The sequence below is a fragment of the Aporhodopirellula aestuarii genome (genome assembly GCF_023701485.1).
GTDB classification, from domain to species: Bacteria; Planctomycetota; Planctomycetia; order Pirellulales; family Pirellulaceae; genus Rhodopirellula; species Rhodopirellula aestuarii.
The window spans coordinates 42508-61090 of record NZ_JAMQBK010000078.1; the positions used below are offsets into that span (position 1 = coordinate 42508).

Annotated in this window: 15 protein-coding genes; 5 read left to right on the forward strand and 10 right to left on the reverse strand. The window is 55.8% G+C overall.

Annotated elements, in window-relative coordinates; genetic code table 11:
- Window positions 1-77 precede the first annotated feature (77 nt).
- Window positions 78-1172 (forward strand): class I SAM-dependent methyltransferase, encoded by a 1095-nt coding sequence (locus NB063_RS25790; RefSeq protein WP_250931913.1) that lies wholly within the window; start codon window positions 78-80, stop codon window positions 1170-1172.
- Between the two features lie 219 nt (window positions 1173-1391).
- On the opposite strand, the gene NB063_RS25795 is transcribed toward NB063_RS25790, so the two are convergent.
- From NB063_RS25795 to NB063_RS25805, 3 genes are all read right to left on the reverse strand, one after another.
- Window positions 1392-3455: a WD40 repeat domain-containing protein gene (locus NB063_RS25795; protein WP_250931914.1), complete on the reverse strand. Its 2064-nt coding sequence runs from the start codon at window positions 3453-3455 to the stop codon at window positions 1392-1394.
- A gap of 260 nt (window positions 3456-3715) precedes the next feature.
- The gene (locus NB063_RS25800) at window positions 3716-4795 is read right to left on the reverse strand and encodes an NHL repeat-containing protein (protein WP_250931915.1); all 1080 of its coding nucleotides are present in this window, start codon (window positions 4793-4795) and stop codon (window positions 3716-3718) included.
- 256 nt (window positions 4796-5051) lie between these two features.
- Entirely contained in the window at window positions 5052-6413 is a 1362-nt protein-coding gene (locus NB063_RS25805; protein WP_250931916.1) for a BNR-4 repeat-containing protein, read from the reverse strand.
- Between the two features lie 121 nt (window positions 6414-6534).
- Between NB063_RS25805 and NB063_RS32340 the strand changes: the two genes are divergently transcribed.
- From NB063_RS32340 to NB063_RS25815, 3 genes are all read left to right on the forward strand, one after another.
- On the forward strand, window positions 6535-6657 hold the full coding sequence (locus NB063_RS32340; protein WP_261367594.1) for a hypothetical protein: 123 nt from the start codon (window positions 6535-6537) through the stop codon (window positions 6655-6657).
- Window positions 6658-6783: 126 nt separating this feature from the next.
- Window positions 6784-7383 (forward strand): peroxiredoxin-like family protein, encoded by a 600-nt coding sequence (locus NB063_RS25810; protein ID WP_250931917.1) that lies wholly within the window; start codon window positions 6784-6786, stop codon window positions 7381-7383.
- A gap of 120 nt (window positions 7384-7503) precedes the next feature.
- On the forward strand, window positions 7504-8739 hold the full coding sequence (locus tag NB063_RS25815; protein WP_250931918.1) for an alginate lyase family protein: 1236 nt from the start codon (window positions 7504-7506) through the stop codon (window positions 8737-8739).
- 394 nt (window positions 8740-9133) lie between these two features.
- Here NB063_RS25815 and NB063_RS25820 read toward each other — a convergent pair whose 3' ends face one another.
- From NB063_RS25820 to NB063_RS25850, 7 genes are all read right to left on the reverse strand, one after another.
- Window positions 9134-10087, reverse strand: coding sequence for a dihydrodipicolinate synthase family protein (locus tag NB063_RS25820; RefSeq protein ID WP_250931919.1), 954 nt, complete (start codon window positions 10085-10087; stop codon window positions 9134-9136).
- A 136-nt stretch (window positions 10088-10223) separates the two neighbouring features.
- Window positions 10224-10766, reverse strand: coding sequence for a thioredoxin family protein (locus NB063_RS25825; protein ID WP_250931920.1), 543 nt, complete (start codon window positions 10764-10766; stop codon window positions 10224-10226).
- Window positions 10767-11068: 302 nt separating this feature from the next.
- Entirely contained in the window at window positions 11069-12268 is a 1200-nt protein-coding gene (gene hemW, locus NB063_RS25830; RefSeq protein ID WP_250931921.1) for a radical SAM family heme chaperone HemW, read from the reverse strand.
- Between the two features lie 4 nt (window positions 12269-12272).
- Complete coding sequence (locus NB063_RS25835; protein ID WP_250931922.1) at window positions 12273-13112, reverse strand: MBL fold metallo-hydrolase; 840 nt, start codon at window positions 13110-13112, stop codon at window positions 12273-12275.
- Between the two features lie 94 nt (window positions 13113-13206).
- The gene (locus tag NB063_RS25840; protein WP_250931923.1) at window positions 13207-14010 is read right to left on the reverse strand and encodes a segregation and condensation protein A; all 804 of its coding nucleotides are present in this window, start codon (window positions 14008-14010) and stop codon (window positions 13207-13209) included.
- Window positions 14011-14169: 159 nt separating this feature from the next.
- Complete coding sequence (locus tag NB063_RS25845) at window positions 14170-14640, reverse strand: YraN family protein (RefSeq protein WP_250931924.1); 471 nt, start codon at window positions 14638-14640, stop codon at window positions 14170-14172.
- Between the two features lie 30 nt (window positions 14641-14670).
- A complete protein-coding gene (locus NB063_RS25850; RefSeq protein WP_407652716.1) occupies window positions 14671-17151 on the reverse strand; it encodes a DUF4159 domain-containing protein in 2481 nt (826 codons plus the stop codon).
- A gap of 297 nt (window positions 17152-17448) precedes the next feature.
- On the opposite strand from NB063_RS25850, the gene NB063_RS25855 reads away from it, so the two are divergent.
- Entirely contained in the window at window positions 17449-18441 is a 993-nt protein-coding gene (locus NB063_RS25855; RefSeq protein ID WP_250932002.1) for an AAA family ATPase, read from the forward strand.
- Window positions 18442-18583 lie beyond the last annotated feature (142 nt).

An 18583-nucleotide genomic window follows, 5' to 3' on the forward strand; every position in this document is an offset into this window, starting at 1 on the left:
AAAATCTACCATTCCGCATCACCGCGATGACTCCATCGTTCCTTCCTAAATTCCCCACCTTTACAGGAATAGCCAACATGTGCAACGCCTGCCAAATCAAAGTCGACAATCTCGACAACGCCACCGAAGCGTTCGCTGGTGAACTGCTCGAAACCCTTAACCGTTCCGCCGTCGGACAGGGCATCTCGCTCGGCCACCGAACTGGACTGTTCGACGTCATGAGCGAAATGAACCGATGGGCTACCTCAGACGAAATCGCCGACACCGCTCAGTGCAACGAACGCTACGTCCGTGAGTGGCTTGGCATCATGGTGACCGGTGGCATCGTCGCGTACGACAAGTCAACCAAAACTTACCTGCTGCCCGAACATCATGCCGCGTTGCTGACGCGTGCCGCAGTGAGCAACAACTTCGCGAGAACGTTTCAGTTTTTCCCGGTGATGGCGGAAGTGGAAACGGACATCGTGGAGTGCTTTAAAAAGGGTGGCGGTGTACCGTATGAAAAGTTCACTCGCTTCCACGAAGTCATGGCCGAAGACTCCGATGGGAACGTTGTGGCGGCTTTGTTCGACACCATCTTGCCACTGGTGCCCGGGTTAATCGAGAAACTGGAAAGAGGCATCGACGTGCTCGATATCGGCTGTGGACTCGGCCATGCCCTGACCGCGATGGCAGAACGATTCCCAAACAGTCGCTTCGTCGGACGAGACATGTGTGACACTCCCATCGAGTCCGCAAAACAGGAAGTTGCTAGGCGAGGGTTGACCAACATCCGATTCGAAGTCGCCGATGTTGCCAAACCCGCCCAACCAGAATCCTTCGATTTAATCACAGCGTTTGACGTGATTCACGACCAACGTGATCCTGCTACGGTGTTGTCACAAGTCCGAAGGGCTCTTCGTTCCGGCGGAACGTTTCTGATGCAGGACCTACAAGCCTCATCGGAATTGCACGAGAACATCGATCACCCACTCGGGAGCTTTCTCTACACGGTTTCAACCATGCACTGCATGACCGTTTCGTTGGCTCAAGGCGGCGCCGGGCTGGGAACGGTTTGGGGAGAACAGTTGGCGGTGAAGATGCTCGGTGAAGCCGGATTCGAAAACGTCACCGTGCGACGACTTGAACATGACATCCAAAACAACTGGTATGTCTCGCAACTTTCCGAATGATCCCGTTTGCAGTCACCGCAAACAGATCGCCTCTTGATCTAAAAATCGCAACCACCGACCGGCCAATCGCACGGAAGCGAAGGGCCCCTCGTCTCGCGTCTTTCCAAACGTTCCTCAATCTCATCGAGACGCTAAACGATCCCAACAAGTGGACAATCGAAAGTTGATCCGCAAGAAACAGCGGTTTGCGGGTTTCGGAAGTCGTCAAGACGAACGCCACTACTTCGGCAAATCCGCCATCGGTTTGGGATCGAGTCCGTGTTTCCCGAAATAAGACACTCCAAATCCGCTGCGATAACGAGGATCGTAGAGTTTTGTCGGAATCCTCACGTTGGTATAAAACTCCGGCACTGGTTTCTCGTATTGATTTCGCAGCGACTCAACGGTTTGGCCTTCGGTCAGACGCAGCGAACTGGGCAACGCCCCTACCGTGCCTGAGCCCCACAAGAACTCCTCACCACGTCGGATCGTCAAATTGGAACGGTACGATTGACGTGTCACGTGTTCAGCGTTGGCGAGCTGTTCGCGTGTGGGTCCGAAGACCGACATCCCACCAAAGCCAAACCGAGAATTGCTTTTGACATAGAGCGACTGTTCCGGCTCATCACGACTCATTTTCGCGAATAATTTAATCGTCGCGTCTGGATCGTATCGCCATTGGTTTTCTTCGATGTGGCGCATCAAATCGGCGCGAACTCGGTCGTTGTACTGGCCACAGTCCACCTCCAAACCGACCGCGATACCAGGCTCCAAAACAAATAACTCGTCACGGTTCATTCCCGCGACGGTCTCACGGACACCCGGCCCGGGCAATTCGACCGCGCCAATGACGAGCCCCAAGACGCTGCGCGAGTCATAATCGTTGCCAATCCGCACCCCGTAACACAAGCGGCTCGAAGCGATTGCGACCACATTGGGTTCGTCTCGTTCGTTGACGACGTCGCCCTGTGGACGATAGCTCCAAACAGGCACCTCTTGATCGAGGCTGAACAACACACTTCCGCCAACGAGCAGATGATTGTCGTCCACCCACGCTAAACGCGAGGCGGAACTAAGCAAGTCGGCGCGAACACGACGTGGCGGTGAGCCCGAACCCAGCGTCCAAACCGCCATCTCATTGGAACTGAGAACCGCGAGCTTTTCGCCCATCGGATCAAACGCGACGCTCGAAACCGAACCACCTTCTACGGGCAAACTGACGAGCACCTCACCGGAGGTCGGCTCAATCAGTCGCACCGAATTTCCCTCAGGGATCGCGAGGTATTTGCGTCCGGGGGACAAAACCGGTTCAGGACTATTCCGCGAATCCTGCCCAAACTTATAGACCGTCTTTTTGGCAACAAAATCGTAGACCGCGTATTCGCCTTTGTTCATCCGGTGCAGCACGGTTCGCCCGTCAATGAACTGACCCCAACGATTCTCCGTTTCAAAGGTACGTTGTTTGCCACTCGCCCAGCGGACGAGCGGTTCGGCTTCTGTGAGCTTGGGACTTGATCTCCAAATCGTCAGCGTTGCCACGCCGTTGTCCACCTCCCCAAGGCTCATGATTTGTTGCGAACTCGGGTCCACCGCGATCGTACGCTCGCCGGGCTCAATCAAATGTTGCACCGCGACTTTACCGTCATCCAAGGTAGCCCAAATCAGACGCGACGGAGCATTGCGGTTGGACGCAAACCGCTTCGGCAACGTCGCCCCCATAATCCAGCCGCGAGAGGATCCGATCGGAAAGACTCCGATCAAGGATTCGTCACGATAGGCTCGTTCGAATGCCGCTCCGCCCATCGGAATCGCTACCCGAATCGCCGGCGGATCGGGAGCGAGTCCGGCAAGTGAGGTGGGCGCCCCCAACGCGGCCCCGACTAATTGCTGCGACTGGGCAAATTCTTCCAGCGGCGGAACCTGTGCGACTCGCGGCGGCGCCAAGCGAATCAAGATTTGAATCCGCCGTTTTTCGATGGACCCAAGGTTGTCGATCGGGAGCGTGATTTTCTTACCGTCATCGCGACGAATCAACGTCACGGTATCGGCCTCTTCGTCGATCGACTCAACGGCCGCTTCCACCGAATGTTTCCCGGTCGAGTCTTTCCAAATATAGACAGGGCTGATCACTGACGCCTGCCACGGATATCGCACGTCTTTGATCTTGAACGTCCGTTTGTTGGATCGTCCCGAGTAAGTGAAATCGACATCAGCGTCCACTTTGTCGGCGCCCAAGACGACCCCGGGAACCCACTTTCCGAGATAGGAAACTTCTACCTTGTCGCCGGCTTTCGGAACCAGCATGACAGGGACGCCTGGTAGCTCTTGGCCGCTTGCAACAACCGGCAACATCCCAAACACAAACAGCCCGACACAAAAACACAACGCCCTTGCCGGAATGCGCAGCCGTCCCTTCATCCGATGCCCCTACTCTTCGTCAGCTCGATTTTTTTAGGTTTTGAAAACGAGTAGTCTAATCCATTTGCCCGGCTGTGTTGACACTGGAACACGCCCCCGTCGTTCAAACGCTTGCGAGACGCCAGCGAGTCAACTGGACTACCGATCTACTTCCGCCACACACGCACGCGATGGTTTTCGCTATCGCCAATGAAGATCGAACCATCATGGTCAACGAAGACACCGTGAGGACGCGCCAGTTGACAAGCCAATGGGTCGTCACCATCAGGCCCATCACCTTTGCGGCCGTTTCCAACGAGAACTTCAATCGTGCCCTTCTTGACATCGAGATAACGAATCGAGTGTGACTCGGTGTCGGCAAGATAGACATTGCCCTCCGCATCAAGGCTCACACACTTCGGTCCTGAAAGTGTCGCTTGCAGTGCAGGTCCACCATTTCCCTGGAACCCTTTTTTGCCGGTTCCGGCGACTCGTTGGATCGTGTTAGCCTTGGGATCAAGCAGCAACAACGCGTTTCCTTCACGAAGGGCGAGATAGCATTTGCCGTCGGGGCCAAACGCGAGTGCTCGTGGACCGTTGAGTGATGATCCGGTGATGGGCGACCCGTCCGACGAAGTCTTCCGTTCACCCGTGCCGCTCCACGTCGAAATTACCCCGGTTGTCATGTCAATTTTACGAATACGATGATTCAGGATATCGCACACATAAAGGTCACCAGCCGCATCAAAAGCGAGGCTGTGCGGTTGGTTGAACGTTGCAGCTGTTGCTGGTCCACCGTCACCACCAAAACCCGATTTCCCTGTGCCGGCAATCGTCGTGATGACACGCGTCTTCGCATCGACACGTCTCACATCGTGATTTCCTAGCTCGACAATGAACAGGTTTCCGTCGCTATCCCAGGCCAGTTCGTAAGGTAAGTTCAGCAACGCTTTATCGGCAGGTCCTCCGTCGCCGGCGTGTCCTTGCTCTTGGCTCCCCGCATAGGTCTCGACCGTGCCGTCGCGTCCCACACGGCGGACGCGGTGATTGTCCGCGTCACAAAAATACAAAAATCCATCGGGGCCTCGGGCAACCGCAAACACGTTATTCAGCTCCGCTTCATCCGCGGGCCCACCGTCGCCCGAATCCCCTTTGGCACCGGTGCCTGCGAAAGTCGACACGGTGGCGGCATGACAGGTCGCCGTGCCCACGAGACATAACACCAACAACAGGGATAGAAATTTCACGAACACTCCGATCTCGTATTCAATTAATAAGTTAGTGGTTTGTCAGTATCAAAAAGGTGAATGAAATGGGTTCACTCGCGGTGTTCCGTGAGGCTTCTTAGCGGAAGCCTGCGAGCCCTCTTGCGGAAGCAACCCATAGCTAAAGTACGACGAAGCACAGGAAACGATCGCCATTCATGACGCTCTAATGCGTCCATCCGAATTCGGTTTCCGTGGACGCAACAACGCAGCGGCTAATCGGGCGTATCGACTGTTATTAGTTCTCAACCCTCTCAACAAAACCAACCGTATCGAGTTGATAGTTGGTGTAAGTTTGGAAATCACCTCGATTCCACAACACCACCCGTCGATCGCCATCGCGTACGATCACGGGTCGAATGTTTCGAACCGGTGAGTCCTTTGTGACGGCATTCCACTCAATGGACTCGATGCCGTCGGACGCTTCAACACGTGCACGAAAAATTTCATGCACACCGCTTTGCTGCGCGCCACTCCGCTTCTCGCCGGTCGTTGGATTCACATCCGTCGATATCACGACCGTCGATGGGTCAGCCGGATCCAGCGTGATCAATCCCGTGTAGCTCGACTCTCTGTCATAGAGACACGTCCCGGCGTACGCGACTTCTCGATCATTCCATTTCGTTCCATCCCAGGACGCGATCCGGTACCGGTGATCAGCATTGCTGTTGTAAACCGTGTATGCGATATGCGGATGGCCATTTTGGTCAACCGCAATGGAACTCGTCCATGCGGCACCGATTGCGCTGAGATCCATACCTCGCCCAGGTTGACCGCTCCCAGCATAGACCTGATCCGCTTCGCTGGGACGCAGCGGTCCATCGGCAGCGAGTGCTTTGATCGGCGTCTGATCCGCTCGAAAGTACTTGCCGTTTCGGAATTCAAAATAGTAGATCCCATTGCCAAAGTTGCGGGGATGCGCGTCTGTAATCGCGACATATACGGTGTCCTTGCCATTGCTGGCATAACGTGCATAAGGACGGTGCCGTCCACCAACCTCGTTCTCAAAGAAGTGAACGGGTTCACTCCATGTTTTTCCATGGTCACGAGAAGTTACGAACGTGGGATTGAAATTGATTCCTCGAAAGAAAAGGTAAAGATTTCCTTCATCCTTCAGTTCGTAGAGATTCATGTAGGTGACGTTGTCGAGCGGATTCGTCATCACACGCTCGTGCTGCACTTCCTCGCTCCACTGCAGCGGTTCTCCGGGTTGCGAATATCTCGAGAAGTGAAAGCGGTCCCTGCTGTGTCTCGCATACACAGTCAGAACACGTCCATCAGGGCAAACATGGAACACCGGTGAGTTGTGATCATCCCTATCAAACTGAGGACTTACGATCACGCTCCCGAGCGGTTCGTCTGCGTCCAAATCGGAGACACCGACCAACGCTTCGCCGTTACCATTGCCACGCACCGACCCCACAAATAGTTTTCCGTCGTGCACGATCGCGCGCGGATCTTGAAACCAGCACCAACCGCCTTCTCGCATGAAGACTGTGAATTCGTGCGGATCGGCGAGACGGTTGTACGAAGCTGGTAGTTCGGCGTGGCTAGATGCTGCCGTCGCGAGCAGCAAAACAAGAATCCAGATTGTTTTCATCGATCGAAATCACAATCACCGTGTGGCAGCGAAGAGCGGAAGGAGTACGCAAACGAACAGAGGAAACACCGGTACACCTCTCGATAGAACCAAACCATTCGTTCGGCAAGGTAAATCACCGATGCGAACGTTACTCAGCGGTTTCCTATTGTCCGAAAAGTATACTCGCTTTGACGAAGCGACTGCAGCGGAGCGTTCCGACCGCGGGACCTCACCGTCATTCGAACGCAGCGATGATCTGTAGAAAACGACGCTACGCCTCTATAGCCTTTGCCACAGATCGAAAACGAACGGAACGTTGGCCACCCGGCGGGGTTACAGCTAATTGTTCAGCAAGACTCTTCACAATAGCTCGATTTCAGGAATTGATATGCAGGTTCGACGCACGACGTTTGGTTTGATGGCGTTACTGTCGTTGGTGGTTTTTTCCGCGACAGGTGCCGCCCAAGGACGACGTCAATTAGAACCGGGGAAAGAACCACCGCATCCTCCCAACGTTGGCGAGGAAGCCCCCAACTTCGAGCTTCAGAATTTGGATGGCGAGATCGTCTCACTCAAAAAACTGACCGAACAATCACCTGTCGTGATCCTGGTGCTACGCGGTTGGCCCGGCTATCAGTGCCCGATTTGCAACCGACAAGTCGGCGAATTCCTCACCAAGAAAGCTGATTTGGCGGATGTCCAATTGGTGATGATTTATCCAGGGCCGGCAGACCTGTTGGAAGAACATGCCAAGGAGTTCCAGGGCGACAAATCTTTCCCTGATAACTACCATTATGTTATCGATCCCGATTACGAATTCACCAACGAATGGGGTCTGCGATGGGAAGCGCCTCGAGAAACCGCATACCCCTCCACCTTTGTCGTCGGGACGGATGGAAAAATACTTTTCGGGCAAACCGTCGTCTCGCATCGTGACCGCGTCGACGTCGCAACCGTTTTGAAAGTACTGGCAAACCAGAAGAACTAGCGAACTTTTGAACACGCCCCGCGGAAGTTTTGCGGCACGCGTACCGGTAGACAGATGATGAGCCAGTCATCTCCAAAACATCCGTTATCAACACCAACCATGCCGTTTCCAAAACACGCTATGAAAAACATCGTTCTCGTTCTCGCGGTCCTGGCAACGGCGAGCTCGGTTCGCGCCGACGATATTGAATCGTCCGCGGAACCTGCGAAGCCGTTCATCCATCCAGGAATCCTTCACAACCGCACTGAACTCGCGTTCATCCGACAAAAGATCGACGTGAATGAAGAACCATGGGCGTCGGCATGGAAACAACTACAAACCCCTGCTCCGCCGAGGTCACGTTCGAGGTCACGCTCGCGACCAAGTTCAAACTCACGTCGTCGTTCTTCCCAGACGATCAATGTTTCGTCGCTTGACTACACCCCGAGCCCGCGAGCCGAAGTCGTGCGTGGAGCCAGCAACAATCCGAACATCGGAAGTTCTGACTTTTCGAACGATTCGATCGCAGCTTACTCTCACGCATTGCAATGGTGTTTGACGGGTAAGAAAGAGCACGCGGCGAAGTCGATCGAAATCCTGAACGCTTGGTCGGAAACATTGACGGCAATTTCCGGTCACGACGCGAAACTGTTGATCGGAATGGCGGGTATGGGCTATTGCAATGCTGCCGAACTGCTGCGGCACACCGATGCGGGATGGAAAACGGAGGACCAAGCAAAGTTTGAACAGATGCTTCGCGAGATTTTCTATCCCACGATCGAGGACTTCTATCCGTCGGCCAATGGCAATTGGGACGCGTCGATGATCCAAACGATGATGGCGATGGGAGTCTTTCTCGATGACCGCAACATGTTTGATCGCGCGGCCGAATACTTCCTCCACGGCGAAGGCAACGGCGCAATCGAGAACTACTTCAATGAGTTCGGTGAATGCCAGGAGAGCGGCCGAGATCAAGCTCACACGCAAATGGGCTTGGGCTTTCTCGCCTGTGCCTGCGAGATTGCCTGGAAACAAGGCGTCGACCTCTATGGCGCATCTAAAAATCGACTGGCGTTAGGCTATGAGTACACCGCCAAATACAATCTCGGGGAGGAGGTCCCCTACGAACCCTACGAGAGCTTCCAAGGCCGATACCACTATCGCAATATCTCATCGAACTCTCGCGGGCGTTTTGCACCGATCTACGAGCGGGTTGTCAATCACTATCAGAACCGCATCGGCTTTCCGATGCCGTACAGCAGCCAAGTGGCGAAAGAACAACGTCCCGAGGGCTTTTCGACCACGTTCATTCCTTGGGGAACGTTGACGTGCTACGCAATGCCCAACGAATTCGACAACGGCGACGTCACTCCCTAGGTGGACAGCGATACTTTCTGGCTGGCGAATTGGAGTTTTCGTTTCCCACGTAGCTGAATCTCGCCGAGGCTCCGAATGCGAGGGACTCCCACAATTCTCGGTCTCGGACAGGCTGTGAAGTTATTCGTGTGGCCGTTCGCTCCGCGAACGAGCGTTTTCGTGAGCTTCGCTTGCGGGGGACGTCGATTTAATTGCTGCGTGATTCCAAAAGTAGCGGAACGGCGCGAGCCGTCCGGTGACTCGGGACCGGACGGCTTGCGCCATTCCGCTAAAAAGAATACTCATTCAATCAATGTCCCGAGAGACCGAGCTACGTGAATAGTGACGCTATCCAGCGAGTCGGTCGGACGGAAGGTTTGGGTAATTTGAATCGGTGCCGGCTGGCCAACCTGCATTACGAATCACCTTCTCCCGGTCCGCCATATCGCTGGGCCATCTCGCCAATCAGAGAATCTATTTCGGGCTGAGCCGTCGCCAGTCGCTCGGATCGTTCGGTCGAATAAGACAACCGTCCGCGCCCCAAATCCCAACCGCGAGCGAGGGCGCCCGCTCGAAATCCATCGGGGAACTCGCCCAAACCGAGCATGCGATCAAAAAGGGTCAACAGGTGATATTGCATCTTCATCGCCGCGTCGATATCGCCGGCGAGAACGGTGCGATGGACCGCCCGCGTCAACTCGGGAACAATCCCGCTGGTCGCATTCGTGCCCCCGTCGACACCCGCGACCAACATCGGAACGAGCGAGGCGTCCCATCCGGTCAAGAATGAAAAGTCATCGCGGATCGGACGAATCGCCGCCATCATCCGCAACATATTCGCCACATCCCCGGTGCTGTCTTTAATCCCGATGATGCGCGGCTGCTCGCTCGCCAATCGGTAGACCGTGTCAACGTCGATCGGTGACGCAAACATGGGGATGTTGTAGAGCGTCACGTCGACATCGACGTGCTCGGCGATCTCGGTGAAATAAGCGTGCACCGCGTCACCGCTTAGCCGGTAATAGAAGGGTGCCACAATTGCGACCGCAACCACGCCCATCTCGCCGTACGCATTGCATGCTGCAATCGTTTCGGCCGCGTTGGCTTCCGCCGCCCCCGCCAACACGGGAACGCGTCCCGCGGTTTCGTCGATCACGATACGGACGACGCGTCTTCGCTCCTCAGGTGTGAAGCGGACAAACTCACCCGTACTGCCATTGGGATACAACCCATCGACACCACGCTGAATCAACCAATCCACATACCCACGCAGTTGCTCTTCGTCGACACGGCCTTTTTCATCGACCGGGGTGATGTTCGGACAAAAGATTCCGGAGAGACGACGCGGATCTGAAGACGCTTGATTCATTGTTGCAGCTGATTTCCAAAATGAAAAAGGAAAAGCTGCATCTTACTAACAGATCCGCCCTACGTCTCTCACCGTTGACATACTGTGATAGAACGTATTGCTCAAATCTCTCGCGTCAATTGTCAACAATTCGCTGTTAGCGAATCGCAACAGAATCGTCGACGGGAGCGACTTCGCTGAGCATCTCGTGGAATTTCTCAACCGGTTGATAACCGATCCGATGTACCATCACTTTTCCTCGCGGGTGAGCCACCAGGGTAGTCGGATAAGCTGGGATGCTGATACGAGATAGCACTTTGTTGTTGGCGTCGGGCCGCAATCGAATCGGTACGAATCGAGAGAGTAGTCTCTGACGGACGGACGCATCACTCAACGTATCACGTTTCATCGCGTCGCAATAAATGCACTGGTCACTTGTGATAAAGATGACCATCGGTCGGCCGGTCGCCTTGGCCTCCTTCCAACCGCTTTCGAGATTGTCGTGCCATTTCAGTTCATGGGAGGCGATCGTGCGACTCGACGTCAGCTCGGACGCGGCCACCGGCATTTCACCGCGAACGACTGCGGGCGTCATCAGAGAGAGTGCCGCGAACAAAGCCACGCTGCACATCGAGAGGGATTTGAATGGAAAGAGTCCACCTTCGTGACTGCATCCCGCAGTCTTGAGACGTTTCGACAAGGTAATAATCCTCAAAGAAGAGTGCCGCGACTGCATGTCTGAATCGGGCACAGACGGGGCGGCGCAAGGGAAGATCATCGACCATCGAGCCGCCGTAACGAAAAGACGCGTGTTAAAATAGAACGACTACAACGACTGAGCAAGTGTCCAGTTGTCTCTCACCCAGCTAGCTGCCTACCTTCTCCCCGATGGAAAGATAGGCGGGTTGACGAACCTGAGCAAAAACCAAAGCCTCCGTAGTCACCCCAGGCTGCCGCGCCGCCGCGACACTGGACTCGCAAAAACCCACGAAAACCGGTTTTTTACCCCAATATCTCCGACTCAACCGTGTCCGCAAACAACAGCCCGCGAGCGGTGAGGCGGACGTGGTTGTCGCGACGTCGAAGGATGCCGCTTTTCTCAAAGGAGTCGAGCGTGGGGCGAATCAATGCGGAAAATTCATACCCGACCCGCCTGTCAATTTCGCTCAAATCAATCCCGTCGATCTGGCGAATGCCAAAGGCTGCGATCTCACGAGCGTGTTGATCCAGCGAAATCCGTTCACATTCGGCAGTCGCCTCACCCTGCTCGATCATCCGTTTGATGTACGTCGTCGGGCTGCGGTGGTTGACGTCCCGTTGGCCGTCGACAAATCGAGCGGCGCTCGGTCCCACGGCGAACCATCCATGCCCGTTCCAGTAGACCGCGTTGTGACGGCTGCGCGAGCGAGGCTTGGCAAAGCTGCTGATCTCGTAGTGCTCGAATCCCGCTTCGCCGAGTAACTTTCGTGACCAGCGATACATCTTGATGTCAGTATCCTCGTCGATTGGCGTTAGCCCGCCCCGCCGCCGCTGCGACCAAAATTGAGTCCCCTTTTCGTACGTCAACGAGTAGGTGGAAACGTGTCGGATTGGCAACGAGAGGGCAGTGCTCAAGTCATCCTGCCACTGCGCGAGCGTTTCGCCTGGCACGGCGAAGATCAGATCGATCGAGATGTTTTTGATAGAATCGCTCGCCAATTGGATCGCCGCGACTGCTTCTTCTCCCCGATGCGACCGCTGCAGTGTTTCCAGCTTCTCATTGTGAAACGACTGCACGCCGAGGCTGAGTCGATTCACTCCCGCGTCAGATAGAACCGCCAGCGTTTCCGGATTGACGTCTTCCGGATTGGCTTCGCAAGTCATCTCATAATCACTCGAAAGCGTCACATGCTCGGACAAGCAACCAAGCAATCGCTGTAGCCGCGGCAGCGTTAACTGAGTCGGCGTTCCGCCACCGAGATACAACGTTTCCAATTCAATTCGGTCGTCCCCATAGTGCTCTGACCGAATTCGTCTCAGTTCAATCTCGACAGCATTTAGGAAACGATCTTGTAAGTCGTCTCGCCCGGCGAGCACGCTGAAGTTGCAATAGCCGCAGCGATGCCGGCAAAAGGGGACATGCAGATAAAGCGCGCGTGGCTTCGGCCATCCGCCTGGCGGGGCGTCAGTGGGAAGTTTGGCGATCTCACGCGCATCCGTCATTCGCTCAGATCCACAACTTCAACCGGTTATCGAGCATACCGGGCAAGGCCTTCTTGACGAATCGTTTGATCTGCGCGTCGGTGTAACGCGTTGACGCGTGCGAACCGATGATCAATTCGTTCTTAAAGTTATCTTGGCGTTCGCGGTAGTCGTCGACGTGCATGTGCCCGTGCTTGTGGATCTTTTCGCGACGATGTTCAGGTGCCGCAAATGTCAACTCGCTGATGAGCACTTTGGCGTCGTAGAACTCAGGGTTATCGTCGAGACCTTTGGGAGCCGTGTCTCCGGTGTAAGCAAACACCGGCACGCGACGCTCGGTTGTGATTTCGGTTCCCGCCAATCGGAGATTACGAATTTCTTCGCCAGAAAGCTCAAAATACTCTGGTTTGAGTTTGTGACGGCGTTGATAGACGATGAACCCGAGTGCGTCGATCGTGTGTTTGACATCGACACTTTTGATCATGTACTCCCGGCCGATAGGAGTTTCGTCGCCGCCGAGCAAGCCGACCAATTCGCACGGCATCGCACCGCGGTCTAGCGAACGAAATAGCTGCAACATTTTCCAGGCGGTATCGACAGCCGAATCCGGCATGTAGATAACCGGCGGGTCCATCTTCATCATTCGCCGACGAGACACGTACGCCGGCAACGCCGCAATATGATCCAGGTGTGCGTGCGAGATAAACATGGTCGGTGTTCCCATGAAATCCCATGGTTGAATACCGGCATCGAACAGCAATTTTAATTCGTTGACGCGCCAACAAGTTTGCACAGCGGCTCGCGAATACCCTTCAATGGTCATTCCATCATGAACGTGTGATAGCAGCGGAACGTTTTCAGTCATGAACGGGATAAAGGGTGAAGTGTGGGGACAAATAAAGAGGTGAGAGAACAGGGAGAGTTCCCTGCCTTTAAAAGAGAACCACCGGGCGGCAACGCTATCTCATTCGGATAGGCATGTTGCTGTTGTCGATCGCCTTGGTGCCGTAATTGTCAACTTGGTTGACGTTGAGTTCCGCACGATATTCACCCGTGCGGACGACCTCAATGTCACCGTTTTCGTTTTCGGTGACAGCGGCCCCGTGGTGGCGGGTGAGTTCCAGCATGGCGAGGAACCAGCCGATGTAGGCTGATTTGTGCATGCCTGGTTCGACAAGATCAACCAATTCGACGCGTTCCCTATCGCGGAGCGCCTCGTGAATACGCTGCATGTAGACGTGGATCGGGGTGTCGTCGTAGATCACCTCGGTCGCTGGCGGGCCAGCGGATTCTCGCATGATCCGCCCAAAAGCAGACACGAGATCCCAGATTTCGAGTTCGACGATCGGCTGGTCAGCGGGATCGTTTCGCCGCGAAGGCAAATCGTCTACGAGCCGTTCGAACCGGGTCTGCCACCGCGTCGACATCTCGTCGAGCACCGAGGCGGCATCGCGGATTTCTTTGTACTCGAGCAATTTTTGAACGAGTTGGTCGTGCGTTTCCTCGATGACGTCCTCTTCCGCCTCGTCTTCGATCTTCGGCAAGACCGCGAGGCTCTTCATTTCGACGAGCGTCGCGGCTAATTCGAGAAAGTCACCAACTTCGCCCAAATCCAATTCTTCCAACACATCGATGTACTCGACGTATTGCGACACGACCTTCGCCAGCGACATCTCCGACAACGACAGTTCTTGCCGCCGAACGAGATACAGAAGCAAGTCGATCGGGCCACGATAGACCGGCAGGTCGATGCGAAAACTCATGAATTGCTACGTGGCGTAGGATTTGAAATCGGGATTGGAGGGGAATCGGTCATCGAAAGGGAGGCGTTGAAATCGTACAGGTTCACCGCTCAAGTTGACCAGTTCGGCGGCGATTTTCAAGTCGTCCGGGCCAGAACGAGGTGAACAACGGGCACCGGATCAATAAAATGAGTAGTCAATCGTCGATTCAAATGCCGCCTCATAGTGCTCGATTTTGGTCGGTCTGGCCTCGTCGGTCGGCCACCACACGGCGATCACATCAAATCGGCAGGCGATACCGAGCATTTTCTTACGTTTGAGATATCGCAGCGCCGCTCGACTGATGCGGGCCTGTTTGTTCTCGTCGACCCGGTCGGCGGGGTGGCCGGGCCGACGGGTCGCGAGCGTTTTGACTTCGACAAAAACGAGGGTCCGGCCCCGGACATCCATTGCGATCAGATCGATTTCCCCTGCCCGGTCAGACTCGCTCTCAGCGATTACGCGGAGACCTTTGCGGCGTAATTCAACCGCGGCAACCTGTTCGCCCCGTTTCCCCAATGCCGCCTGCGGATCAAAAGTGCCATACCGCCATTCTTCGAAGCGATGGCGAAGGTTCGTCGGTGAGAATAACGCTCGCAGCCGCGGCTTCATCGCAATTGACCACACCGCGCCGGGGAAAACTCATTGTTGCAACGCATACAAGATCACTCCCGCGATGATTTTTCCGGCGTCGCCCGTGGGATAGCCGGGGCACTGGATCGAATTCTGACTTTCGAGTGCGCAACTCAGATCGAGCGGAGAATAGAAAATCGTATCGACCCCATTCACTTCGATCACCTCCATCACCGGCGTCCCCGTTCGCTGAGCGACGACCAGCGAGGGATCGCCCACCCGCTTCTGATTCGGGGTACGGATTTCGACATTGGTAAGGTCGAAGCCGCCAAAACGCGTCGTCCAGGCAGGATGATCGCTCGGCATGGTTCGGAATTCGCCACCGGGCGTTAGGGCAGTTAGCTCTCGACGGACCGACGATGCGAACGCGGCGTTTCCGCAGATCGGCGTCGCGATCACAATGCCTTCTCGATCGATGTAGTCTTTCAATGCTCGACGCGACTCGTCGCTTAGTTCGAATTCGGTTTGACCGGTTAAATAGAGCACGCCGACGCGGGCCAGCGATTGCTCCGTCAACGCGATCGGTTCGTCGACCGCAATGACCTCGACGGTGAGCTTCTCGCGAATGATCAACGCCGCATTGGGCAACGCCCGCTGCACCTGTTCTTCCCCGGCACCGAGTGCGCCGGCGGCGATCGGGATCGCTCCACGAGTCGGTTCGGGAGCTTCACCGGCGACAATCACACTGGCACCATCCAGTTTGTCCTTCAACTCACGTCCAGTGGCGTAGGCGAGGATATTTTCGCCGATCGTGATCCCCGCGACCACTTCGCGTCCGATCTTGCCCGGCAAATCCACCCCCCGAAGCAACGGAGCCCCTCGCGACCAACGGCACGTCAGGCTGCGAGGGGAATAAAACACCGGAGTTCGACAACACGCGCCGACACCATAGATCCAATAATCGCTGGCGATCGCGGCGGGATCCACGGGTGCCTCAGCAAACCAAACGGGATGCGACGTCGGTAATCGGTCGAGCCTTGATTGCGGGAACCATTCGCTGCACAGAGAAACGACACTGCGTTCAAACGCTTTGCCGTCACCGCACCCGTCGCCGGCAAGTGAATCGAACAGAATCGTGCCGCCTTGGTCGAGATACTGTTTCAAATTCTCTCGCAGTTTAACGCTGAAGTCCAACGTCCCCGATCCGGTGATGACCAGCACCGGTGATTTCAACAAGTCCTGAGCGGTTGCTTGATCAGCCACGATCGTCTGCCACGTGAGTTCTTTGGACCAATCGCGTTCAACATGCCGGACGAGTTCTCGCAACGCACCCGAATGCGGGAGCGAATCAGACTCTTTGTCGTTGACTCGCACGACCACATCACCGCGTCGGGCGGCATCGGCAGTTCGCAGCGACGGATGATCGAGCCGTCCGACGACAACTTGACGTTTCCCTTTTGCGAGAAACAGCAGCGCGAACGCGGTAGCAATGTCACGGTTCGATTCGACTACGCCCCCGCCTTTCCAAAACCCTTGAAACGCGTCCTGCAAACTGACCAAACGTTCGGCGCCTTCTCGATACCAATCGCGGTTCCCGATCAGCCGCCGGCCTGACAAACGCCCGACGCGTTCGACGGCATAGAGGTAGTAGTAATAGCTCAGCATTTCGTTGCCGGGATTGGCCCGGATCGTGAAGATTTCGCTGAGGAAATCCAATCCCCGTTCGAGTGCCTGATCCGTCGCGCCGCCGCCACAGCATTCGAGTCGATCGGCGTTTTTCGAATCGTCGAGATCATTCAGGCTGCTGCCACAAATCAGCAGCGACGCGATTCCGGCACACGTCATCGAACCGCTCGGCGTTGGCCCACCGTACGACCATCCCCCTCGCCGCAACTGAATTTTCCGCCAATACGCCGCCGCCGATTCGAACACTTCGGGAGCGACTTCGATCCCACGTTCCGCGGCCGCCCCTAGGGCGAGGACCGCGAACTGGGCGTTGGACGGATCACCGTTGCCGTGACCAATCCCATAAGTCCAGGCACCTTGATTTCGTTCATTTGGTCCCTTTTGTTGCTCAGTCAACCAAGCGACGTTGCGTCGAATGCGGGGCAAATCCTCCAACGCACCGACGGCACAAAACACGAGAGTTTGCAGCGATATGGAATACGTCTGTTGCGGTTCGAAGGTCCGCAAGTACTCGATCGCTCGGATCAGATCAGGATCTTGGCGTGAGACGCCGGCGTTCACCCAAGCGAGCGTACAGAGTGCCGAAAGCCCACACGATTGGCCCCCGTATTCGTCCCAGCCGCCACGTTCGGTTTGTGACTTCCGCAAATACTCGATCCCGCGATCAATCGAACGCTGCACCGTGATCGCATCGATTTCCGCGGTGGCGGGAGACAGACCGCTCATCGCGACGAGCAAGATGATTGCGATCCGTAACGCGGCCCCCCCAGCATGCCACGACGGGGTCACACCACTGGCACATGCCGGTTCGGTATCCTGATGCCTCACGTCGATTTCCTCATCCATGTCGCTGCGTCTACTCATTGTCGTCAACTTCGTGCGAGAACCCGATTTTGATTTTCACTGGTAACGCCTAGACTGATAACGTTACCCTGCACCGTGCAGCTGAACTCGGCTGTTTTCGAAATTCCAATCGCTCCACGAGCCCAAGCTCCCCCGATGACAGATCCGTCTTCGCCCACCCCACCGCCCGTGGTGAACCAACCTGCGACGCCTCCAGTGTCCCCGAAAACCGCAGCGTCTGCAAATCCGCCTGCGGCGAACACGGCACCGTCAACGCCCAACGCGGCCGCATCGGGGAAACCTCGCAACTTCGCCGATGTGTTACGTGAATTCGCCGAACATCAACAGCGGATGCGTGACGAACTCGGCAAAGTCATCGTGGGCCAAAGCGACACCATCGAACAATTGCTGGCAGCGATTTTTACCCGCGGCCACTGTTTACTAGAGGGGGTCCCAGGGCTAGCCAAAACGTTGATGGTCAGCACGCTGTCGGAAATCCTTGACGTCACCTTCAAACGGGTGCAGTTCACGCCCGATTTGATGCCGTCGGACATTACCGGAACGCAGGTTCTCGAGGAAGACGAATCGGGTCGGAGATTGTTCCGTTTCGTCGAAGGGCCCATTTTCACCAACATTCTGCTAGCCGACGAAATCAACCGGACGCCTCCGAAAACCCAAGCGGCGTTACTCGAAGCGATGCAAGAACGGCAGGTTTCGATCGGTCGCGACACCCACGCGTTGCCCGATCCGTTCTTTACCATCGCCACCCAAAACCCGGTCGAACAGGAGGGCACCTATCCGTTGCCCGAAGCCCAACTCGACCGGTTCATGTTCAACATCAGAATCGACTACCCGACGGCCGATGAAGAAGAACGCATCCTCACCGCGACGACACGTGGGGAGGCACCAACGGTCAATAAGGTGTTGTCGGCCAGAGCGATTTTGACGTGTCAAAAACTCGTCTCTAGCATTGCGGCCGGACCGCTGGTGATCCGCTACGCTTCCCAACTCGTTCGTGCCACCCGCCCGAGCGATGAATCGGCGCCGGATTACGTTCGTGAACTCGTCGATTGGGGCGCCGGCCCCCGTGCGGGACAAAACCTGATCGCCGGCGCCAAAGCGATCGCGGCGATGAACGGCCGATTTAATATCGAACCAGGAGATATCCAACGCATCGCACTGCCCGTCCTTCGGCACCGCATCGCGACCAATTTCCAGGCTCAAGCCGAAGGGATGGACACCGACGCAATCGTCAAACGGTTGCTCAAAGACATCGCAGTCCCCGAGCCACCCAAGATGACCAAATCGTAAGGCGACTAAGGACCGGGCTGGAAATGCCGGCCCGATCGGGTCGTGGAGATCGCCAAATTCGCTCCACCGAGGATTTCCGGCGAAATTGACATGTCATTTGGCTGTTTACTCGGCAGCGAACAGCCCGACTGTTCTTGAGCGT